At 71.1% G+C, this 22,312-nt stretch carries 19 protein-coding genes; 6 read left to right on the top strand and 13 right to left on the bottom strand.

Features of this window, described 5'->3' with window-relative positions; all coding sequences use genetic code 11:
- The 5 genes from I59_RS14330 to I59_RS14345 form a co-directional block, all read right to left on the bottom strand.
- Positions 1 to 966, bottom strand: a 966-nt coding sequence (locus tag I59_RS14330; protein ID WP_022904457.1) for a type II secretion system F family protein, incomplete at its 3' end; no start/stop codon positions are given.
- The gene (locus I59_RS23595) at positions 966 to 1,673 is read right to left on the bottom strand and encodes a type IV pilus twitching motility protein PilT (protein ID WP_307120475.1); all 708 of its coding nucleotides are present in this window, start codon (positions 1,671 to 1,673) and stop codon (positions 966 to 968) included. The genes I59_RS14330 and I59_RS23595, both read right to left, overlap by 1 nt.
- The gene (locus tag I59_RS23700) at positions 1,634 to 2,596 is read right to left on the bottom strand and encodes a hypothetical protein (RefSeq protein WP_305791159.1); all 963 of its coding nucleotides are present in this window, start codon (positions 2,594 to 2,596) and stop codon (positions 1,634 to 1,636) included. Before I59_RS23700 ends, I59_RS23595 begins: the two co-directional genes overlap by 40 nt.
- A 16-nt stretch (positions 2,597 to 2,612) precedes the next feature.
- Positions 2,613 to 4,283 (bottom strand): GspE/PulE family protein, encoded by a 1,671-nt coding sequence (locus tag I59_RS14340; protein ID WP_022904458.1) that lies wholly within the window; start codon positions 4,281 to 4,283, stop codon positions 2,613 to 2,615.
- 181 nt (positions 4,284 to 4,464) lie between these two features.
- Positions 4,465 to 5,487, bottom strand: a complete 1,023-nt coding sequence (locus I59_RS14345) for a GNAT family N-acetyltransferase (RefSeq protein ID WP_022904459.1) — start codon at positions 5,485 to 5,487, stop codon at positions 4,465 to 4,467.
- Positions 5,488 to 5,553: 66 nt separating this feature from the next.
- Here I59_RS14345 and I59_RS14350 point away from each other — a divergent pair, with 66 nt between their 5' ends.
- A complete protein-coding gene (locus tag I59_RS14350; RefSeq protein WP_022904460.1) occupies positions 5,554 to 5,919 on the top strand; it encodes a VOC family protein in 366 nt (121 codons plus the stop codon).
- A 150-nt stretch (positions 5,920 to 6,069) separates the two neighbouring features.
- Here I59_RS14350 and rpoC read toward each other — a convergent pair whose 3' ends face one another.
- From rpoC to I59_RS14380, 6 genes are all read right to left on the bottom strand, one after another.
- On the bottom strand, positions 6,070 to 9,951 hold the full coding sequence (gene rpoC, locus I59_RS14355; protein WP_022904461.1) for a DNA-directed RNA polymerase subunit beta': 3,882 nt from the start codon (positions 9,949 to 9,951) through the stop codon (positions 6,070 to 6,072).
- A gap of 42 nt (positions 9,952 to 9,993) precedes the next feature.
- Complete coding sequence (gene rpoB / locus I59_RS14360; protein WP_022904462.1) at positions 9,994 to 13,482, bottom strand: DNA-directed RNA polymerase subunit beta; 3,489 nt, start codon at positions 13,480 to 13,482, stop codon at positions 9,994 to 9,996.
- 362 nt (positions 13,483 to 13,844) lie between these two features.
- Positions 13,845 to 14,372 (bottom strand): hypothetical protein, encoded by a 528-nt coding sequence (locus I59_RS14365; protein WP_022904463.1) that lies wholly within the window; start codon positions 14,370 to 14,372, stop codon positions 13,845 to 13,847.
- Positions 14,373 to 14,679: 307 nt separating this feature from the next.
- Positions 14,680 to 15,333, bottom strand: a complete 654-nt coding sequence (locus tag I59_RS14370; protein WP_022904464.1) for a response regulator transcription factor — start codon at positions 15,331 to 15,333, stop codon at positions 14,680 to 14,682.
- On the bottom strand, positions 15,330 to 16,508 hold the full coding sequence (locus tag I59_RS14375; RefSeq protein ID WP_022904465.1) for a sensor histidine kinase: 1,179 nt from the start codon (positions 16,506 to 16,508) through the stop codon (positions 15,330 to 15,332). Before I59_RS14375 ends, I59_RS14370 begins: the two co-directional genes overlap by 4 nt.
- Positions 16,505 to 17,014, bottom strand: a complete 510-nt coding sequence (locus I59_RS14380; RefSeq protein ID WP_022904466.1) for a hypothetical protein — start codon at positions 17,012 to 17,014, stop codon at positions 16,505 to 16,507. Before I59_RS14380 ends, I59_RS14375 begins: the two co-directional genes overlap by 4 nt.
- A gap of 158 nt (positions 17,015 to 17,172) precedes the next feature.
- Here I59_RS14380 and I59_RS14385 point away from each other — a divergent pair, with 158 nt between their 5' ends.
- From I59_RS14385 to I59_RS14405, 5 genes are all read left to right on the top strand, one after another.
- The gene (locus I59_RS14385) at positions 17,173 to 18,015 is read left to right on the top strand and encodes a spermidine synthase (RefSeq protein ID WP_022904467.1); all 843 of its coding nucleotides are present in this window, start codon (positions 17,173 to 17,175) and stop codon (positions 18,013 to 18,015) included.
- 261 nt (positions 18,016 to 18,276) lie between these two features.
- Positions 18,277 to 19,017 carry a DUF308 domain-containing protein gene (locus I59_RS14390; RefSeq protein WP_022904468.1) on the top strand — a complete coding sequence of 247 codons (741 nt, stop codon included), beginning with the start codon at positions 18,277 to 18,279 and terminating at the stop codon, positions 19,015 to 19,017.
- A 122-nt stretch (positions 19,018 to 19,139) separates the two neighbouring features.
- A complete protein-coding gene (locus I59_RS21030) occupies positions 19,140 to 19,985 on the top strand; it encodes a hypothetical protein (RefSeq protein ID WP_022904469.1) in 846 nt (281 codons plus the stop codon).
- Positions 19,982 to 20,452, top strand: a complete 471-nt coding sequence (locus I59_RS14400; protein ID WP_022904470.1) for a SprT-like domain-containing protein — start codon at positions 19,982 to 19,984, stop codon at positions 20,450 to 20,452. The genes I59_RS21030 and I59_RS14400 overlap by 4 nt, the downstream gene beginning before the upstream one ends.
- A gap of 62 nt (positions 20,453 to 20,514) precedes the next feature.
- Positions 20,515 to 21,210: a CGNR zinc finger domain-containing protein gene (locus tag I59_RS14405; RefSeq protein ID WP_022904471.1), complete on the top strand. Its 696-nt coding sequence runs from the start codon at positions 20,515 to 20,517 to the stop codon at positions 21,208 to 21,210.
- 88 nt (positions 21,211 to 21,298) lie between these two features.
- On the opposite strand, the gene I59_RS14410 is transcribed toward I59_RS14405, so the two are convergent.
- Positions 21,299 to 22,141 (bottom strand): hypothetical protein, encoded by an 843-nt coding sequence (locus tag I59_RS14410; RefSeq protein ID WP_022904472.1) that lies wholly within the window; start codon positions 22,139 to 22,141, stop codon positions 21,299 to 21,301.
- The coding region (locus tag I59_RS22945) for a hypothetical protein (protein WP_031273878.1) at positions 22,131 to 22,312 on the bottom strand (182 nt) is incomplete at its 5' end. The genes I59_RS22945 and I59_RS14410, both read right to left, overlap by 11 nt.

Genomic DNA, 22,312 nt, shown 5'->3' on the forward strand with positions numbered 1-22,312 from the left:
GACGATTCCCTTTCCGGACCCCCTCGGAATGCGCTGCAGTGACCGTTGCACAACAAAGTTGTTCGACACCTGCCCGGCGATCTGCAATGCCTCGAGGATCGGGACGCCGGCGCCGATCATGTTCGACAGGTTCCGGGCGAACCGAGCCATCACGATCTTGCGGTTGAGCTGCCCGAACACCGGGAGTCGGAGCTTCAACGGATCGACAGCGGCGCGGACCCGGTCGGTGTTCTTGTTCGCGCGCCACCAGACCCACCCCACGATGACGGCGACCGCGAGTGCCGGACCGACGTAGACCATCGCGTGCGAGAGCCCCACCAGGATCTGCGTCGGCAACGGCAGCTGCCCCCCGAGCGACGCGAACATGTCCTGGAAGATCGGCACGATGAACACGAGCATGATCACGACGGCGGCCAGCGACATGACGAGCACCACCACCGGGTACGTCATCGCCGACTTGATCGTCGACCGGAGCTTGTGCTCCTTCTCGAAGTTCGTCGCCACCGAGTCCATCGCCTGGTCGAGGAACCCGCCCGTCTCCCCCGCCCGGATCATGTTGATCATGATCGGCGGGAAGTCCACCGGGTACTTCGCGACCGCGTCGGAGAACGAGACACCGCGTTCGACGTCGTCCCGGACCTTGCCGAGGATGTCCTTGAGCTTCTTGTTCTCGGTCTGGTCGGCGAGGATCGTCAGCGCCCGGAGCAGGGAGAGCCCGGAGGTCAGCATGGTCGAGGCCTGACGGGACATGATCGCGAGGTCCTTGAGCCCCACGCCCTTCTCGAACCCGGGGATCTTGATCTCGGTCTGCAGGCCGGTCCCGGGCTTGGCCTCGGTGATGGCGATCGGCGAGACGCCCATGCCGCGCAGGCGCTGGACGACGGCGCCCTCGGATGCGGCGTCGAGCCGTCCCTTGACGAGCTTGCCGCTGCCGTCTCGGCCGCGGTAGTCGAAGGCGAGCGACATCAGTGGCCTCCCGAGTACTTGTCGCCGAAGTCGATCTCCGACGCGGCGATCGCGGCGGCGGAGGAGTCGGACGGGGACTCGACGCGCTGGACGAGCCGGTCGAAGCCGTCGTGGTCGTGGACCTTCTCCATCGCCGCACGGCGGGTGATCGTGCCGACGTTGACGAGTTCGGCGAGGTCCTGGTCCATGGTGTGCATGCCGGCGTCACGGCCCGCCTGCATGGCGGAGGTGATCTGGTAGGTCTTGCCCTCGCGGATGAGGTTCCCGATCGCCGGCGTGGTCTTCATGATCTCGGTCGCGACGACACGACCGGCGCCGTTCGCCTTCGGCACGAGGGTCTGGCAGACGACGCCCTCGAGGGTGGAGGCGAGCTGCGTCCGGATCTGCCCCTGCTGGTGCGGCGGGAAGACGTCGATGACGCGGTCGATGGTGCCCGGTGCGCTCTGCGTGTGCAGGGTGGCGAAGACGAGGTGTCCGGTCTCGGCGGCGGTGAGGGCGACGGAGATCGTCTCGAGGTCGCGGAGCTCGCCGATGAGGATGACGTCGGGGTCCTGCCGGAGCACGTGCTTCAGCGCGGCGGCGAAGGAGTGCGTGTCGGCGCCGACCTCGCGCTGGTTGATGATCGCCTTCTTGTGGTCGTGCATGAACTCGATCGGGTCCTCGACCGTCACGATGTGGTCGGCCCGGGTCTCGTTGACGAGGTCGATGAGGGCGGCGAGGGTGGTCGACTTCCCGAGCCGGTGGGGCCGGTCACGAGGACGAGTCCGCGCGGCAGTGCCGCGAACTCACCGACGTACTCGGGGATGCCGAGCTGCTTGAGGGTCTTGATCTTGGTCGGGATGATGCGGAACGCGGCGCCCCAGTTGCCGCGCTGCTGGTAGAAGTTCACGCGGAAGCGGAACTCGGGCGAGAGCGAGTACGCGAAGTCGAGTTCCTGCTCGTGGTCGAACTGGCCGGCCTGTTCGGGCGAGAGCATGGTCTTGAGTGCTGCGATGACCTTGGCACGCGACCACGGGCCTCCCGGCACGGCGGGTCGGAGCGACCCGTCGACGCGCACCGTGGGCGGTGCATCGGCGGTGACGTGCAGGTCGGACGCGCCCTGGTAGACGACCTGCGCGAGCGCGGTGACGAGGTCGGGGTCGGCGACCTCGCGCGCGTGTCGGGTGAAGTTGATCTCCTCGCGACCGCCGACGGCGGCGCCGGCCGGGAGGCCCGTGGGGACCCCGCCGGACACGATCGGCAGCTGCTGGGTCGGCTGCTCTGCGTACCCGTAGGACGCGGTCGACGGCGGGACGGCTGCGGGCGGCGTCGCGGGCGCGGCGTGCGGCTGCGCCACCGGGACGGCGACGGGGTCACCGGTCGGCGCGGGCCAGGTCGGTGCCGCTGCGGGCGCGGGCGCGACCGAGGTGGGCGCTGCCCAAGCGGCTTCGTCGGACAGGTCGTAGACCGGCGACGCTGCTGGCGGCTGCGTGACCGGACCACCGACGACCGGTGACGTCGGCTGGGACGCAGCGGCGGCGGCGAGGCGGGCGGCGCGACGGCCTCCCCCGACCTCGTTGCCGGGGTCACCGGGGTGCCAGCCGTCCACCGCGTCGTCGGCGGGGGTGATGTCGTACACGGAATCGGTCATCGGTGTGCTCCCGGGACTACGCGACCACGCGCAGGATCTCGTCGACGCTCGTCAGGCCGAGCTTGACCTTCTCCCACCCGTCCTGGCGGAGGGTGAGCATGCCCTGCTCCTGCGCGACCCGGCTGATCTCAGCGCTCGATGCCCGGGCGACGGCGAGGCGTTCGATGTCCTCGGTCACGGTCATGACCTCGTGGAGCGCGATGCGGCCGCGGTAGCCGGTGTTCGAGCAGACGGCGCACCCGATCGGCGCGGAGAACTCCGGGACCGGAGCGTCCGCCGAGGGCAGGAACCCGAGGGCGTGCAACTGCTCGGCCTCGTAGAACGCGGGTGCCTTGCAGCGGTCGCAGAGTCGGCGGGCGAGTCGCTGGGCGACCACGGAGTCGAGCGCGGACCCGACGAGGAACGGCTCGATGTCCATCTCGGTGAGGCGGGTCACGGCCGACGGCGCGTCGTTGGTGTGCAGCGTCGAGAGCACGAGGTGACCGGTCAGCGAGGCCTCGATCGCGATCTGCGCCGTCTCGTGGTCGCGGATCTCGCCGAGCAGCACCACGTCGGGGTCGGAACGGAGGATCGAGCGGAGCGCCGAGGCGAACGTGAGGCCCGCCTTGGGGTTGACCTGCACCTGGTTGATCCCGGCCATCCGGTACTCGACCGGGTCCTCGACGGTGATGACGTTGATCTCGGGGCGTGCCACGGCGTTGAGGGTCGTGTAGAGGGTCGTCGACTTGCCCGAACCGGTCGGCCCCGTGACGAGGATCATGCCGTACGGCTTCGAGTAGGACCGCTGGTACGCCTGGAAGTTCCGCTCGAGGAGGTTGAGGTCCTTCAGGGACATCGACGTGTTCGTGTTGTCGAGGATCCGCATGACGACCTTCTCGCCCCACACGGTCGGCAGCGTGGCGACGCGGAGGTCGATCTGCCGACCGCCGTGCCGCACCGACATCCGGCCGTCCTGCGGCTTGCGTCGCTCGGCGATGTCGATGTCGCTCATGATCTTCAGGCGGCTGATGACGCCGTTATGGATGTTCTTCGGCGCCGGGGCCATCTCGTGCAGCACGCCGTCGATGCGGTACCGGACCCGGACCTCGTGCTCGCCGGGCTCGATGTGGATGTCGGAGGCGTGGTCCTGGATCGCCTGGGAGACCAGGAGGTTGACGAAGCGCACGATCGGGACGTCGTCGAGCGACCCGTCGGTCAGGTCGGCCTGCTGCTGCGCCTGGGCGGAGGCTTCCTCCTCGAGGGAGGAGGTCAGGTCGTTCAGCTCGTCGTCGGCGCGCAGGTAGCGGTCGAGCGCGGCTGCGAGGTCGCGCTCCTCGACCTGCAGGGGCTTGACGCTCCGTCCGGAGGCGGTGCGTGCGTCGTCGATCGCGAGGACGTTCGTCGGGTTGACCATCGCCAGCACGAGGATCTCCCCTTCGAAGCCGACGCCGAGCACCCCGTGGCGCCGGCACAGAGCGGCGGGGAGCATGGACACCGCGGTGCCGTCGACCGGGTAGTCGGTCAGCGGCACGGTGCGGGAGTTGTTCGAGGCGGCCCGGGCGGTGATGTACTGCGCCTCGCTCACGATGCCCTGGTCGACGAGCGCCCGGATGGACCGGTCGTCGACGACTTCGTCGCCCGTCATCGAGTCGAGGTGCTCGATCGGGAGGGCACCGTTGAGGATGAGGATCTCGGACAGGGTCGCCATCGGCTCCGAGCCTCCTTCTGGTCGCGCGCGGGTCAGGGTCGGCGCCGTGCGGGGAACGACGCTCGACCACGCTACGGTCGGCCGGATCGGAGGCCGAAGTCCCAGAAGGAGGGGGCGGAGGGGGGTCGGGTGCCCCCAGTGTGAGGGTGTCGGCCGAGCACGCGCCCCGTGCTGTCCCGCGTCAGAGGGACGCCGCGACGGTGACGTGCACCTCGCCGGGGACGAAGCCGAGCCGCTCGTAGATCCGCCCCGCCCCGCTCGGGTTCTCCGCGTCCACGTGGAGCACCGCGGCGGACAGCCCCTCGGCGCGGACGGCGTCGCAGGCGGCGTCCAGCACGATCGGCGCCAGACCCTTCCCGCGGACAGCGCGCACGACGCCGACCCAGTGCACGTACCCGTACGAGCGGCCGCGGGCGTCGAAGGTCGCCGGGTCGACCTCGACGATCGCGAAGGCGACCACGACCCCGGCGGCGTCGACGACGATCCGTGACAGGTCGAGCCGGCTCTTGGACGACGTGAGGAAGCCACGCCAGTCGGACGCGACCATCGGCTGGGAACCCCAGTGGTCGCGGAACGCGTCGTTCTTGGCAGTTCGCAACGGCTCGATGTCGGCGTCGGTGGCCGGCCGGAGGTGCAGGCCCACGGGGAGTTCCGGCACGTCCGTGCCGCTCCCCCCGTCGAACACGCGCTCCATGTCGATCCAGGTGCGCACCGGCTCGAAGCCGAAGCGTGCGGCGAGCCGGAGGACCGCCGCACCCTCGGGTCCGCCGGCGTCGATGCTCGCGGGCAGGTCGACGTCGAGCCCCGCAAGACGCTGACGCGCGCGGCCGACCTGCCATGCGAACAACCGCCGGCCGATCCCCTGCCCGCGGAGTCCCGGGTGGACCGCGCCCTCGAGCACCGCCCTGGCCGCGGTGACCCGGGACGGGACGTCGACGACGATCGCGTACGCCTGCACATGCCCGTCAGCATCGACGCCGACGAGGGTGTCGCGGGCGACGTCGAGCCCGTCCGTGGACAACGTGCGCTCGACGTCGGCTGTGGAGGGACGGCTGCGTGGGTCGTCGACCGCGGCCGCTGCGACCGCCACCGCGTGCACGCCGTCGACGTCGTCAGGGGTCGCCGCCCGGAAGGTCAGACCGCCGGTCGGCACCGGGGACTCGAGGTGGGCCGGGGCCGTGATCCGTTCGCGCAGTGTCGCCATGTCCCCAGCCTGCCAGCACGCCAGGAAACCCTCGACGCGGCCACCCCCGTCGGGACATGATGAGTCATGGACATCACGAGCGTGACCGTGGGGCTGCCCGTCACCGACATCGAGGCGTCCTGCCTCTGGTACGGCGCGGTCTTCGAGCGCACCGAGCCGGACCTCGAACCGGAGGACGGCGTCGCCGAGTACGAGGTCGGCGGCATCTGGATCCAGCTCTACGAGGACGAGCACGCCGAGGAGAACCCGGTCACGGTCCGCTTCGGCGTCGACGACGTGACCGCCCAGCACAGCCGCATCGGGGCCCTCGGCATCGACATCGGGCCGGTGGAGTGCATCGACGGCGCCACGAACTGGTTCGACGTGCGCGACCCCGACGGCAACGTCCTCAGCCTGTACTCGCTCGTCGACGAGAAGGGTCGCACCGCCTGACGCGGTGGCACCGCACCGCCTGCCGGCCTGGAGGCCCGTGACGGGCCCGCACCGCGCCTCCAGGCCGGCGCGTGGTCGCGAACGCGACCCGCAACGGCGAAGGGCCCCGCATCCTGACGGATGCGGGGCCCTTCGTGGGTCACTTCAGACTCAGTTGTACGTCCCGGGCGTGAAGTCGTCCGACGAGAAGCTGTCGAAGTCGACGAAGCTCAGGTCGGCGTCCGAGAACGACGAGTCGTCCGCGAAGATGCGGTTGGGGTACCGCTCGGCCTTCGCTTCCTCGGTCGCGTTCACGTCCACGTCGCGGTACCGGCTGAGGCCCGTCCCGGCGGGGATGAGCTTACCGATGATGACGTTCTCCTTGAGGCCGACGAGGTGGTCCTGCTTGCCCTCCATGGCGGCCTGCGTGAGCACGCGGGTCGTCTCCTGGAAGGACGCGGCGGACAGCCACGACTCGGTCGCGAGGGACGCCTTGGTGATGCCCATGACCTCCTGGCGAGCGGAAGCGGTCTTGCGACCCTCCTGCAGCGCCGCACGGTTGAGCTCGTTGTACCGCGAACGGTCGACGAGCTCGCCCGGGAGCAGGTCGGTGTCGCCGTGGTCGACGACGGTGACCTTGCGGAGCATCTGGCGCACGATGACCTCGATGTGCTTGTCGTGGATCGGCACGCCCTGCGAGCCGTACACGTCCTGCACACCGTTGACGAGGTGCTTCTGGACCTCGCGCACACCCTTGACCCGGAGGACCTCCTTCGGGTCGACCGTGCCGGCGATGAACTGCTCGCCGAGCTCGACGTGCTGGCCGTCCTCGATGAGGAGCGTCGCACGCTTGAGCACCGGGTAGATGAACGGCTCGTCGCCGTTGTCCGGCGTGAGGATGATGCGACGACCCTTGTCGGTGTCCTCGATCGTGACGCGGCCGGGGGCCTCGGCGATCGGGGACGCACCCTTGGGGGTCCGCGCCTCGAAGAGCTCCGTGACACGCGGCAGACCCTGGGTGATGTCGTCGGCCGAGGCCGAACCACCCGTGTGGAAGGTACGCATCGTCAGCTGGGTACCGGGCTCACCGATGGACTGGGCGGCGATGATGCCGACCGCCTCGCCGATGTCGACGAGGTTGCCCGTGGCGAGCGAACGGCCGTAGCACTTCGCGCAGACACCGATGGCCGACTCGCAGGTCAGGACCGAGCGCACCTTGATGCTCTCGACACCGGCCGCGAGCAGCTTCTCGAGGAGCACGTCACCGACGTCCTCGCCGGCCTCGGCGACGACCGTGCCCTGCGCGTCCACGGCCGGGGTGGCCAGGGTGCGCGAGTACACGGTGTTCTCGACGCGCGGGTCGCGGACGAGGGAGCCGTCGGCAGCCTTCGTCGCGATCGGCAGCTCGAGGCCGCGGGTCGTGCCGCAGTCGTCCTCGCGGATGATGACGTCCTGCGAGACGTCGACGAGACGACGGGTCAGGTAGCCCGAGTCGGCGGTACGGAGAGCCGTGTCCGCCAGACCCTTGCGGGCACCGTGCGTGGCGATGAAGTACTCCGCCACGGTCAGGCCCTCGCGGTACGAGTTGATGATCGGGCGGGCGATGATCTCACCCTTCGGGTTGTTCACCAGACCACGCATACCGGCGATGTTGCGCACCTGCAGCCAGTTACCACGAGCACCCGACGAGACCATGCGGTTGATGGTGTTGTCGACCGGGAAGTTGTCGCGCATCTCCTGCGCGATCTCGTTCGTGGCCTCGGTCCAGATCTTGATCAGGTCGGCGCGGCGCTCCGCGTCGGTGATCAGACCCTTGTCGAACTCGCCCTGGACCTTGGCGGCCTGGACCTCGTAGCCCGCGATGATCTCCTTCTTGCGAGGAGGCGTCACGACGTCGGAGAGCGCGACGGTCACACCGGAGCGGGTGCCCCAGTAGAAGCCGGCGTCCTTGATCCGGTCGAGCGCGGCGGCCGTCTCGGTCTTGGAGTAGCGCTCCGCGAGGTCGTTGACGATCGCGGACAGCACGCCCTTGTCGGTGACCTTCTGGACGAACGGATAGTTCGCCGGGAGGGTCTCGTTGAAGAGCGCACGGCCCAGGGTCGTCTCGAGCAGCACCGGCTCGCCCTGCACGTAGCCCTCCGGCGCCTCGCCCTCGGCGAAGTACACGTCGGACATGCGGATCTTGACGAGCGCGTTGAGGTGCAGCGTGCCCTGGTCCTTCGCGAGGATCGCCTCGGCGACCGAGGAGAACGCGCGGCCCTCGCCCACGGCGCCCTCGCGGACGGTCGTGAGGTGGTGCAGACCGATGATCATGTCCTGCGCGGGCAGGGTCACCGGACGGCCGTCGGACGGCTTCAGGATGTTGTTCGAGGCGAGCATGAGGATGCGGGCCTCGGCCTGCGCCTCCACCGACAGCGGCAGGTGCACGGCCATCTGGTCACCGTCGAAGTCCGCGTTGAACGCAGCACACACGAGCGGGTGGAGCTGGATGGCCTTGCCCTCGACGAGCTGCGGCTCGAACGCCTGGATGCCCAGACGGTGCAGCGTCGGCGCACGGTTCAGCAGCACGGGGCGCTCGCGGATGATCTCCTCGAGCACGTCCCACACCTGCGGACGCGAACGCTCGACCATGCGCTTGGCCGACTTGATGTTCTGCGCGTGCGACAGGTCGATGAGGCGCTTGATGACGAACGGCTTGAACAGCTCGAGCGCCATCTGCTTCGGCAGACCGCACTGGTGGAGCTTGAGCTGCGGGCCGACGATGATGACCGAACGGCCCGAGTAGTCGACGCGCTTGCCGAGCAGGTTCTGGCGGAAACGACCCTGCTTTCCCTTGAGCATGTCGCTCAGGGACTTCAGGGCGCGGTTGCCGGTACCCGTGACCGGACGACCACGACGACCGTTGTCGAACAGCGCGTCGACGGCCTCCTGCAGCATGCGCTTCTCGTTGTTCACGATGATCTCGGGGGCACCGAGGTCGAGCAGGCGGCGGAGACGGTTGTTGCGGTTGATCACACGACGGTAGAGGTCGTTGAGGTCACTCGTGGCGAAGCGGCCACCGTCGAGCTGCACCATCGGGCGGAGCTCCGGCGGGATGACCGGCACGACGCCGAGCACCATCGCGGCCGGCGAGTTGCCGGTGGCGAGGAAGGAGGAGACCACGCGCAGACGCTTGATCGCGCGGATCTTCTTCTGGCCCTTGCCCTCAGCGATCTGCAGGCGCAGCGACTCGGCCTCGGCGGCCAGGTCGAACGCCTCGAGACGGAGCTTGATCGCCTCGGCGCCCATGTAGGCGTCGAAGTAGATGCCGAAGCGGTCCTGCAGCTCGTGGAAGACGGCGTCCTCGGGCTTGAGGTCGCCCACCTTGAGGTTGCGGAAGTCCTCCCACACGCGCTCGAGGCGGGTGATGTCCTCGTCGAACGACTTGCGGACCTGGGACATCTCCTTCTCGGCGGTGTCCTTCGTGCGGCGCTTGACGTCGGCCTTGGCGCCCTCCTCCTCGAGCGCTGCGAGGTCGTCCTCGAGCTTCTTGAGGCGGTCGGCGATGATCGAGTCGCGCTGGCCCTCGAGGGTCTTGATCTCGAGACGCATCTCGTTCTCGAGACCCGGGAGGTCGGCGTGACGGCCCTCTTCATCGATGTCGATGATCATGTACGCCGCGAAGTAGATGACCTTCTCGAGGTCCTTCGGCGCCATGTCGAGGAGGTACCCGAGGCGCGACGGGACGCCCTTGAAGTACCAGATGTGCGTGACGGGCGCGGCGAGCTCGATGTGGCCCATGCGCTCACGGCGGACCGAGGACTTGGTGACCTCGACGCCGCAGCGCTCGCAGACGATGCCCTTGAACCGGACGCGCTTGTACTTGCCGCAGGCGCACTCCCAGTCGCGGGACGGACCGAAGATCTGCTCGCCGAACAGACCGTCCTTCTCGGGCTTGAGGGTGCGGTAGTTGATGGTCTCCGGCTTCTTGACCTCGCCGTACGACCACTGGCGGATGTCCTCGGCCGTGGCGAGACCGATCCGCAGTGCGTCAAATGAAGTTGCTTCGAGCAATGTTCTTCTCTCTAGCTGGATTCGTTACGAGTACGGGCGGGATCAGATGTCGTCGACGGACGACGACTCGAACCGCGAGGAGATGTTGATGCCGAGCTCTTCGGCGGCACGGAAGACCTCGTCGTCCGTGTCGCGGAGGCTGACCGCCTGGCCGTCGGCCGAGAGGACCTCGACGTTCAGGCAGAGCGACTGCATCTCCTTCATGAGGACCTTGAACGACTCCGGGATGCCGGGCTCCTGGATGTTCTCGCCCTTGACGATCGCCTCGTAGACCTTCACGCGGCCGAGGATGTCGTCGGACTTGATCGTCAGGAGCTCCTGGAGCGCGTAGGCGGCGCCGTACGCCTCGAGCGCCCACACCTCCATCTCACCGAAGCGCTGTCCACCGAACTGCGCCTTCCCACCCAGCGGCTGCTGCGTGATCATCGAGTACGGACCCGTCGAGCGCGCGTGGATCTTGTCGTCGACCAGGTGGTGCAGCTTGAGGATGTACATGTAGCCGACCGACACGGGCTCCGGGAACGGCTCGCCGGAGCGGCCGTCGAAGAGCTGCGCCTTGCCGGAGGAGCCGATCAGACGCTCGCCGTCGCGGTTCGGGAGGGTGTTGTCGAGGAGGCCCTCGATCTCACGCTCGTACGCGCCGTCGAACACCGGGGTGGCGACCTTCGTGCCGGGCTCCGCGTGGCGGGCGGCCTCGGGGAGGGCCTCGGCCCACTCCTGGATGCCCTCGACGTTCCAGCCCTGCTTCGCGAGCCACCCGAGGTGGATCTCGAGGACCTGGCCGAAGTTCATGCGGCCGGGGACGCCGAGCGGGTTGAGCACGATGTCGACCGGGGTGCCGTCCGCGAGGAACGGCATGTCCTCGACCGGCAGGATCGTCGAGATGACGCCCTTGTTGCCGTGACGACCGGCGAGCTTGTCGCCCGCGGTGATCTTGCGCTTCTGGGCGATGTAGACGACCACGCGCTGGTTGACGCCCGAGCCGAGCTCGTCGTCGCCGTCCTGCGCGTCGAACACCTTGACGCCGATGATCGTGCCCTCTTCACCGTGGGGCACCTTCAGCGAGGTGTCGCGCACCTCGCGCGACTTCTCGTTGAAGATCGCGCGGAGCAGGCGCTCCTCGGCGGAGAGCTCGGTCTCGCCCTTCGGGGTGACCTTGCCGACCAGGATGTCGCCGGGGCGGACCTCGGCGCCGATGCGGATGATGCCGCGCTCGTCGAGGTCGGCCAGGAGGTCCGGGCTGACGTTCGGGAGGTCGCGGGTGATCTCCTCCTTGCCGAGCTTCGTGTCGCGGGCGTCGACCTCGTACTCCTCGATGTGGATCGAGGAGAGCGTGTCGTCCTTCACGAGGTTCTGCGACAGGATCATCGCGTCCTCGTAGTTGTAGCCCTCCCACGGCATGAACGCGACGAGGAGGTTCTTGCCGAGCGCGAGCTCGCCGTTCTCCGTCGCGGGACCGTCGGCGATGACCTCGCCCTGCTCCACGCGCTCGCCGGCGGAGACGATGACGCGGTGGTTGTAGCTCGTGCCCTGGTTCGAGCGGTCGAACTTGCGCAGGTAGTAGGTCTGCGTGCCGCCCTCGTCGAGCTGCAGGGTCACGGCGTCGGCCGAGACCTCGGAGACCACACCGGCCTTGTCGGCGGTGACGACGTCACCGGCGTCGATGGCGGTGTAGCCCTCCATGCCGGTGCCGACGAGCGGCGACTCGGAACGGAGGAGCGGCACGGCCTGGCGCTGCATGTTCGCACCCATGAGGGCGCGGTTCGCGTCGTCGTGCTCGAGGAACGGGATGAGCGACGTCGCGACCGACACCATCTGGCGCGGGGAGACGTCCATGTAGTCGACCTCGTCCTTGCCGACGAGCTCGACCTCGCCGCCCTTCTTCCGGACGAGCACCTTGTCGTCCTGGAAGTGGAAGGAGTCGGTCAGCGGCGCGTTGGCCTGGGCGACGACGAAGTCGTCCTCTTCCGATGCGGTCAGGTAGTCGATCTGCGTCGTGACCTGGCCGTCGACGACGCGACGGTACGGGGTCTCGATGAAGCCGAAGGAGTTGATCCGACCGAACGACGCGAGCGAACCGATCAGGCCGATGTTCGGGCCTTCCGGGGTCTCGATCGGGCACATGCGGCCGTAGTGCGACGGGTGGACGTCACGGACCTCGACGCCGGCACGCTCACGGGACAGACCGCCCGGGCCGAGGGCCGAGAGACGACGCTTGTGCGTCAGGCCCGCGAGCGGGTTGTTCTGGTCCATGAACTGCGACAGCTGCGACGTCCCGAAGAACTCCTTGATCGCGGCGACGACGGGGCGCACGTTGATCAGGGTCTGCGGGGTGATCGCCTCGATGTCCTGCGTGGTCATGCGCTCGCGGACGACGCGCTCCATGCGGGACAGGCCGGTGCGGACCTGGTTCTGGATGAGCTCGCCGACGGCGCGGATGCGACGGTTGCCGAAGTGGTCGATGTCGTCCACGTCGAGGCGGAGCTGGACGGGCTCGCCGTCGCGGACGCCGTCGATGGTGGTGCGCTCGGCGTGCAGCGACACGAGGTACTTGATCGTCGCGACGATGTCCTGCACGGTCAGCACCGAGTCGCTCAGCGGCGCGTCCATGCCGAGCTTGCGGTTGAGCTTGTAGCGGCCCACCTTCGCCAGGTCGTAGCGCTTCGGGTTGAAGTAGAAGTTGTCGAGGAGCGCACGCGCCGCCTCGGCCGCCACCTGCTCGCCCGGACGGAGCTTGCGGTAGATGTCCTTGAGCGCCTCTTCCTTGGTGAGGATGGCGTCCTTCTCGAGGGTCGACTCGATCGAGGCGAAGCCCTTGAACTCGTCGAGGATCTCCTCGCTGGTCAGACCGAGGGCCTTGAGGAAGACCGTGACGGACTGCTTGCGCTTGCGGTCGATGCGCACGCCCACCTGGTCGCGCTTGTCGATCTCGAACTCGAGCCAGGCACCGCGCGACGGGATGACGCGGGCGGAGTAGATGTCCTTGTCGGAGGTCTTCTCCTGCGCGCGCTCGAAGTACACGCCCGGCGAGCGGACGAGCTGCGAGACGACGACGCGCTCGGTGCCGTTGATGATGAACGTGCCGCGTTCGGTCATGAGCGGGAAGTCGCCCATGAACACGGTCTGCGTCTTGATCTCACCGGTCATGTGGTTCATGAACTCGGCGTTGACGTAGAGCGGCGCGGCGTAGGTCTTGCCACGCTCCTTGCACTCGTCGATCGAGTACTTCGGGTCCTCGAGCTCGGGCGACGTGAAGCCGAGCTGCATGGTCTCGCCGAGGTCCTCGATCGGGGAGATCTCCTCGAAGATCTCCTCGAGCCCGGAGTGCAGCGCGAGGTCGGTGCGACCCTGCTCCTGCCCCTCCGCGAGGCGGGCCTTCCACACGTCGTTGCCGACGAGCCAGTCGAAGCTCTCCGTCTGGAGGGCGAGCAGATCCGGAACCGTGAGGGTGTCCGTGATCTTGGCGAACGAGAGTCGCGAGTGGTTGCGACCGTTCTTGGGGTTGGTGGATGCGTTGGGCGCAGCAGCCAAGGGTGTGACCTCCGGTAGGCCCCGTCGGGCCGGTACTGACGAGCAGCACGTAGGTGGGTGGATTGACGCTTCAGCGCGACCTGGTGACCAACACACGGAGAACGGTGCGCATCCGACGGATGCGACCTGTGCGATGATCGGAGTGAGCGGGGCCCGCCGCCATATACGGACCCGGCGTCACCAGGCGGGTTCGGTGTGAACCAACGGTCGACCGCAATATGACGACACGACGAGCCAGGGAGCGCGAACTGTCATCATAGGTCGGCTTGTCCCCCGGTGTCCAGTCCTGGCTTGACCTTCTTTGACACTGGCGTGTATAAGGTGCCGGACCAGCCCGGCATTCCCGCTCCGCTCGGTGCGGTTCAGGCGGCCAGCGCGCGGTACGCCGCTTCAGGACGGGCCGTCCGGACGAACGTGACACGGCCGCGGTCGTCGGTGATCTCGACGCCGGTGCCCGGGGTGAGGAGCAGGGCGCGGACGCCCCGCGCACGCCGCAGTCCGATCCCGCCGTACGTCGACGCGTCCGCCTCGACCAGGCGCACGTCCGCGATCCGCCGGCGGGCGATCCGGCGGGGCGGGAGCGGTCGGAAGCGCACCGTCACGTGCTCGTCGGTCACCGTGAGGCCCGTGCGCGCGACGAGGAGCAGGAACCCGGCGACCACGCCGACCAGCCCGGGGACGAGCAGCGAAGCCTCCGGTGCGTCGCCGGGCCAGCCGAGGACGGCGGCGGAGAGCGCGAGCCCGCCGAGCAGCAGGACCGCGCCGACCGCGCGCATCCACGCGGGTGCGAGCCCGTGGTCGTCGAGACCCCGCCGGGAGGCCCGGTGCGGCACCGCGGGACGGGTCGCGGTGGCGAGTCGGAACGTCGGGACGCTCAGGGTGTCGGTCATGTCGGTCTCCTGCTGGCACGTGGGCGCGCGCTGCGCATGCGGTCGGGTGGCCCGGGCGAGCGGGGCACGCCGGACGGCGGCGCATCGGTGCACCGGCGACGGCGGGCGCAGCACCGGGGGCGCGGGCGGGCGCGTCGCGGTCACGGCGGAGGGTGGACGCGGGCGGTGTGGGGCCGCCTGCATCGACACGGTCCGGGTGACGACTGCGTGAACGGTACGTGACGTCCCTTGGCGCCGCCTGGGCGGTCCACGAGCGCGCGGTCAACGTCGCTGACGCGGGAGCCGCGTGCGGGCGGGGTGGCGCGGGTCAGCGGAGGACGAGCGCCACGGCCTCCGCACGGCTGCGGACCCCGAGCTTCGCGAACACCTGGTTCACGTAGGACTTCACGGTCGGCACGGTCAGGAAGAGCTCCGCCGCGATCTCCGGGTTCGTGCGTCCCGCGGCGATCCGCTCGAGGACGTCCGCTTCGCGCGGGGTGAGCTGCGGGAACCGGGCCCGCACGTCCGCGGCCGTCGCCAGCGCGGGATCGGCGGCGGGTGCCCCGGCGAGCCGGGCGACGAGCCGCGCCCCGACCGAGGCGTCGAAGGTCGCCTGGCCGGACGCGACCGCCCGGATCGCCGTCGCGATCTCCGTCCGCCCCGCGTCCTTCGTGAGGTACCCGCGCGCACCGGCCCGCAGCGCCGTCACGATCGAGTCGTCGTCCGCGAAGGTGGTCAGCACGAGGACGCCGACCTCCGGGTGGCCGGCGACGATCCTGGCGGTCGCGGTGGGCCCGTCGACGCCCGGCATCCGCAGGTCCATCAGGACGACGTCCGGCCGCTCACGCTCCACCGCCGCCACGGCTTCGGCCCCATCGGCGGCCTCTCCGACGACCTCGAGGTCCGGCACCAGCGACAGCACCGTCACCAGGCCGTCGCGGACGATCGCCTGGTCGTCGACGACGAGGACGCGGATCGTCACGGCCGTCCCTCCGGCGGGACCGCTGCCGGGAGGTGCACCACCACGACGAACGCGCCGTCGCGGACCCCGGCCTCCACGGTCGAGCCGTCGCCGAGCTCGGCGGCGCGCTCGCGCATCCCGGTGATGCCGTGGCCGTCCGAGCCGAGCGGGTTCGCGATCGTGACGGACACGGCGGAGCCGTCCCGGACGACCTCGAGGGCCACGGGGCGGCCGGGGGCGTGCCTGCGGGCGTTGCTGAGTGCCTCCCGGGCGATCTGGACCACCGCGGCGCGGTGCGCCGCGTCGAGCTCGTCGAGCGCCTCGGTGCCGTGCGCCGTGACGGAGCCGCCGAAGGACCGGTGGTCGTCGAGCAGGGCCGACAGCCGGGAGGCGCGGGTCGTGTCCGTCGCGTCGGCGTCGGTCGTCGGGACCGTGTCGTCGCGCAGCGCGCGCACGGCCCGGCGGGCCTCGGCCAGGCCGTCGGCGGCGAGGGTCCGGGCCTCCCCCGCGCGGCGTGCGGCCTCGTCGACGCGCCCTGCCTCGAGGAGGGCCTCGACCGCGTCGAGCTGGAGCACGAGCCCACCGAGCGAGTGCGCGAGGACGTCGTGGACGTCCCGTGCCGCGCGCGACCGGTCCGCCAGGAGCGCCGCACGCTGCTGCTCCTGCAGCACCTCGCGCGACCGCTGCTCGGTGACCCGGAGCTGCCGCCGACCGAAGCCGACGAGGACACCGAGGAGGAGACCGGCGCTCGCACCGAGGACGAACTGCACGGAGGCACCGAGGACCGCCGCGGACCCGGCGACGATCGCCATGCCCACGAGTGCCGCGACCCCACCGACCCAGACCGGCAGCGCCGTGCTGGCCCCGAGGAGCACCACACCGACGACGACCGGGACGACCATGAGCGCGTCGGTGGGCACGACCACGAGCGACCCGGCGACGATCATCACGCCGGCGGCGGCGCGGACCACGACCACGGACCGGGTGACCTCGCGGACGACCCAGGCGGCGAGGGCGACGCCGCCGACGGCCCAGACCCACGCCGGGTGGTGCAGGCCGAGGCCGTTCCGGACGAACCAGAAGCCGACCACGACGACCCCGAGGGCGTTCAGCGCCCGGGCCGCGCCCGAACGGGACCGTCCGCCCTCGTCACCGCGGGGGAGGTCGGTCCGCTCGGGGTCGGCGGTCGTGGTCACCGGACCATCATGCCGCTGGCCCGGCGCGTGCCGCGGGGGATGCGCTGGTCGACGACGACGGCGCGGGCTGCCCGGTTCAGCGCGAGGACGAGCAGGATCGTCCCGGTGGCGGTGAGCAGGTGGGCGCCGAGGTGCCCGCCGACGACGTCGAGCCCGATCCGCACCACGATGAGGACGATCCAGAGCGCAGCCCCGGCCCATCCGGTGCGGGACTGGAGCGTGCGGCCCTTGCTGTCCGGCGTCGACACGGTCCGGAAGCGTGTGATGCTGCCCGTGGTCAGACCGACCGCGATCGTGACGAGGGCCTCGATCGCGAGGAACACCACGTCGGTCGTGGTGACCGTGACGCCGCTGTTCGCGAGCACGACGACCCCGACCACACCCATGACGAGCGGCGTCCGCCAGATGCGGGCCGGGTCGAGGTACTGCCAGGTGGCCTGCCGGTACGCCAGGAAGACGACCAGCGCGAGGCCGAGGAGGACGTTGACGACGAGGTGGGCGGACATGGTGCGGGCCTTCCGGTCGAGGTGCCGACGGGGGGGTGCCGCCGGGGCCGGCGGGGGTTCCCGTCGGGGTGCTCCCAGCCTCGTTCGCGGGGGTCGGCGGGCACACCGACCAGGGGTGGGGGTGCGGGTGGTGATCCCGGGTGGTGTTCGATTGGGGCATGGCTGATGCGTTCGACGGGTTCCGGATCGGTGCGGGCTACGCGGTCGTGGAGCCGGACCGGCACCGGCCGGGGTCGTACACGCTGGTGGTCGACGGGACCCCGCAGTCGCACGTCGACCTCGAGGACCCGACGCACCTCGCGTTCGAGTACATCCGGCGGATCGGGCACGCGATCGACCTGCTGCCGCCGGGGCCGATCACGGCGCTGCACCTCGGGGCGGGGGCACTCACGCTGCCGCGGTACGTCGCGGTGACCCGGCCGGGGTCGCGCCAGCAGGTGGTCGAGCTCGAACGGGACCTCGTCGACCAGGTGCGGGCCGTCCTGCCGTTCCCCCGCGGCGCGTCGATCCGGGTGCGGTACGGCGACGCCCGCGAGGTCCTCGGCAAGCTGCCGAACGGTCTGCGCGGCACGGTCGACCTCGTGGTGGTCGACGTGTTCGGCGGCTCGCAGATCCCGGCGCACGTGACGAGCGTCGAGTTCTACCGGTCGGTGGCCGAGTTCCTCTCCCCGACCGGGATCGTCGCGGTGAACGTGGCGGACGGCGCAGGGCTCGCGTTCGCTCGGGGTCAGGCGTCGACGCTGCAGTCGGTGCTGCCCTCGGTGGCGGCGGTCGCGGACACCGGGATGCTCAAGGGCCGGCGGTTCGGGAACATCGTGCTGCTCGGCTCGCCCACCGACCTGCCCGTGGCGGACATGCCGCGGCGGTACACCTCCGACCCGATGCCGGCGAAGGTCGTGCACGGGGCCGAGCTGCGGGCGTTCGTCGCCGGTGCGCCGATCGTCACCGACCAGACGGCGGTGGCGTCGCCGGAGCCGAACCGGAGCGTGTTCGGCGGGTGACGGCGGGGGGCGGCGTCGCTGCGGAACGACCACGCCGTCGTCGTCCGACAGCGGCGCGGTCGTTGCTTGCACGTGCAAGGAACGACGCCGCTGGAGAACGACGGAGTCGTCGTCGTGCGACGACGACTCCGTCGCTGCTTGCATCTGCAACGAGCCGCCGGACGCCGGCCCCGGTGGCGTCGTCGCGCGCTCGGAGGGCCGGGCGGGCAGGATGGGCTGAACGACCGTGCAGGGCACGACCGAGCGAAGGGACCGCACGCCATGACGAACGACGACCGGAGCAACGAGGACCGGCCGACCGACGGCCAGCCGCGCTACGGCGAGCGCGCCGAGCCGGCGTCCACCCCGCAGTACGGCGAGCAGTACGGCGACCGCGACGGCGCGCCCCGGTACGGCGAGCAGACCCCGCAGGACGGCGACTCGGCCCCGCAGTACGGGCAGCAGCAGTACGGGCAGCAGCAGTACGGCCAGCAGCAGTACGGGCAGGGTGAGCACGACCGTCGTGACGACCGTGCCGGAGCGCCGGTGTGGAACGACGGCCGGCACCAGCAGCAGTACGGCGTCGGCCCGGACCACGGCGCCCCGGCTTGGCAGTCGCCGGAGCCGGCGCGGAAGAAGAAGACCGTCGGTGTCGTGGCGTTCATCGTCGCGCTCCTCGCCCTGGCGCTCGCCGTGATCGCCGGAGCCGTGCTGGGCAACGCGTTCGGCAGCGACTCCGGTCTCCGCGACACGCTGCTCAACGGCTCCGGCGCGACGCAGTCCGGGCAGCAGCAGCTCGAGCGGCAGATGATGGACAACCCCGCGTTGCTGGCGAGCGGTGGCGGTGCGGGCGTCGCCGCCATCGTCGGAACGCTCCTCGGGATCTGGGCGATCATCCAGGGCATCATCGCGATCGTCACGAAGCGTGGCCGCGCGTTCGGCGTCGTCGCGCTGATCATCGCCGTGGTGTCGCCGATCGTGCTCTACATCGTGCTGGGCGTGGCGTTCTCGACGCAGCTCTGACATCGAGGCGCCTCCTTTCGACGGCCCGTCGTGCTCCGGCACGGCGGGCCGTCCTGCGGGTACGTGCCCCCCGTGCGCGTGGCACCGCCCGCTCTCGGCAGGGCGCGGTTACCCTCGAACCGATGTCCCTCCCGCCCGAAGACCGCCAGCCGCACGACCGGACCGACCGCGCCCGTGACGGCCGTCACGTCGCGCCCGCGACCGCCGGCGTCAGCCCGGGCTCGACGTTCGCGCCGATCAGCCTCCGACCCGCCGTCGACGCCGAGGCCGTGCAGCAGCGCCTCCGTGACCTCGGGCAGAGCCGGAGCACCGAGGCCCTCGCCGAGCGTGCCGAGCTCCTCCGCCTGCTCGGTCGGCTCGACGAGTCCCTCGTGGTCGCGGAGGAGGTGTTCCGCCTGACGATGTTCACCGGCGAGCGCCAGGACAAGGTCGCCGCACGCATCCGTCGCGCCCACGTGCTGCACGACCTCGGACGGCACGAGCGCGCCGCCACCGAGGCCGCGCTCGCCCGCGACACCGCCCGCACCGAGGAGTGGCCGGAGCTCGAGGGCGCCGCCGCCGAGCTCGAGGGCTGGTCGCTGTTCGAGAGCGGTCGCTACGAGGAGGCCCGTTCGGCACTGTCCCGGGCGTACCAGGCCTTCCGCCAGGCCGGCGCCCCCTCGGAGCGCACCGACGCGCTCCGCACCGCGGTCGAGGCCGCGATGCGCGCGTCCATCTCGACGGCCGACGCGCAGCCCGAGAAGCCGCGGACGGCCCGTGACGTCGCCGCCCGCCGGGCGGAGGACGACGTCGAGGCGGCACCACGGGCCTCCCGGCCGGAACCGTCGGTGGCGGACACCGAGCCGCCGGTCCGACGCCGCGTGCTCGGCGCCCCGGACGCGGCTCGCACCGAGGCCGACGACATCTGGGGCCGGATCGCGGCCCGCGCCGCGCGGAAGGGCCAGGCAGACCCGCGTCCCGAGCGATGACGGGGCGGCTCGACGAGGTCCGCGACCGTGCCGCCGTCCTGATGGCGCAGCACCTCGATGCCTCGTGGTCGTTCGCCTTCGACCACGCCAAGACCCGCGCGGGGCAGTGCGACTTCACGAAGCGGCGCATCACGGTGAGCCGCCACCTCGCCGCACGGTTCTCGGACGACGACGCGGACCAGGTGCTGCTCCACGAGATCGCGCACGCGTTGGCGGGTGCCCGCGCGGCGCACGGTCCCACCTGGCGGCGGACGGCGGCCGCGATCGGCTACACGGGGTCGCGGCTGTACGACGGCCCGGTCGCCGCCGAGCTCGCGCCGTGGGTGGGGACGTGTCCCGCCGGGCACGAGCACGTGCGCTACCGCACGCCGACGCGGCCACTGGCCTGCGCGAAGTGCTCCCGGCGCTTCGACGCCCGCAACGTGATCGCCTGGCAGCGGCGGACGGCGACGCCCGCGGGCCGCTGAACCGTCCTCCGACGACCGGAGCACCCGCTGGTGCCGCGGTCGTAACCCGTTAGCCTGGGCGGATGCACACGGGGCAGCACATCCGCACGGACGCCGGATCCTCCTGGTTCTTCGACGCCGGCCGGATCGCCCTCGACTTCGCACACACCGGCGGGTTCGCCGACGACCCCGACGGCCACCGATCCCGGGCCCAGCTCGGTGAGCTCCTCGCGACGCCGGCCGACCTCGACGAGTGGCTGAGCGACCACACCGAGCCGATCGACGTCGGCGCGACGTCGAGGGAGCTGCAGGACGCCCGGGCGCTCCGGGCGGCCATCGCCCGGCTCGCCGTCGCCGCCGCCCCGGCCCCCGCGACGACGCCAGCCGAACGGACCGCGGTCGCCGCGGGCCTCCGCGCCGGGACCGGTCGGACCCGTCCGGCGCCGGACGACATCGACACCGTCAACCTCTTCGCCGCGCTGCCGGACGTGCCGCCGAGCCTGCCCGGCGGTCGTCGTCGGGCCGGGGCGAACCGCGTGCGGCTGGCGCAGGCGCTGTCCAGCGTGGCGCGGGACGCCGTGGCCCTGTTCACCGAGGTCGGGTTCGACGACGCCGAGGCCGACGGACGGCCGACGCGCCTGAGCCGCTGCTCGGCCGCCGACTGCGGGCTCGTGTTCTACGACTCGTCGCGTGGCGGCACCCGCCGGTGGTGCTCGATGCAGCGCTGCGGGAACCGGGCGAAGGTGCGGGCGCACCGGGCACGGCGCGCCGGGGCCTGAGCACGTGCAGGGCGTTCTGCGCACCCGCACGACGGGTGGGCAGCACGACGGAGCCGACGCCGTCGGCCGCGCCGCCCGGCCGCCGGTCTCAGCAGTCGTCGACGACGTCGTCCGGGTCCGCGAGCCCGAGGTCCGCACCCCACGACGAGAAGGACAGTGACACCGTCCCCGTGCCGTCGGCAGCCCGGAGCGAGTACGGCAGCGGCTGCCCCACCGCCGACACCTCGAGCGACCCGACCGGGGACGACCCGCTCGCGACGACGACCTGCGCCCGCGCGGCCTTCCCCGATCCGGTCACGGCCCCGGGGTGGAGCGTGACGTCCGCGTCGGCGCCGAGCAGTGCCTGGAGCAGGTCCTCCGGGGTGGTGAACGGCGCGAAGGTCCGGAGCGCGGACGAGCCCGCGGCGACGCACACCCGGCCGGTCGTGGCGTCGTCGAGGCCGGTCCGCTCGGCGAAGGCCCGGTTGCCGCGGACCCAGACCTCGTCGCCCCGTCGGCGGGCATCGAGCGTGACGTCGCCGACGGTGAGCCGGAGCGAGGAGTCGTCCGGCACGCCGCGGTAGGCGAACCGGATCGTCCGACCTGGCACGGTGTCGCCGCTGCCCTCCCGGGCCGCCGTGCCGTTGCCTGCTGCAGGATCCGGGACGAGCTCGGTGACGGTCCCGGTCGCGACGACGGACCGGGACCGCACGGCGCGGAGGACGTCCCGCAGGGCGGTGGGCCCGTCGACCGTCTCGATGCCGTTGCGGCTGCCGTCGACGGGTGCCTGCCCGCCGAACCCGGTGGCGGTCGGGGTGACCGCGACGTCCGCGGGGTCGGCGCCGGAGCAGCCGGTCAGGGCAAGGGCCGCGGCGAGCGCGGTGGCCGCGGCGAGCGCGGTGGCCGCGACGGACCCGGCCCGGACGCGCGGGCGCCCCGGCTCAGCCCGCATCGCCGAGGCAGACCTGGTCCGCGCCCTGGGCCGACCGGGTGCCGGCGTCGGTGGGGACGGCCTTGCCCTGGTTCGCCGCGGTGGCCCGCACGACGAAGCAGGAGTCGGCGTCGTACAGGCCGCCCGACGTCGGCAGCCAGACCTCGGTGCCGCGGGCCTGCCCGGTGACGT

The sequence above is a fragment of the Curtobacterium sp. B8 genome (genome assembly GCF_000333315.1).
Classification (GTDB): Bacteria; Actinomycetota; Actinomycetes; order Actinomycetales; family Microbacteriaceae; genus Curtobacterium; species Curtobacterium luteum.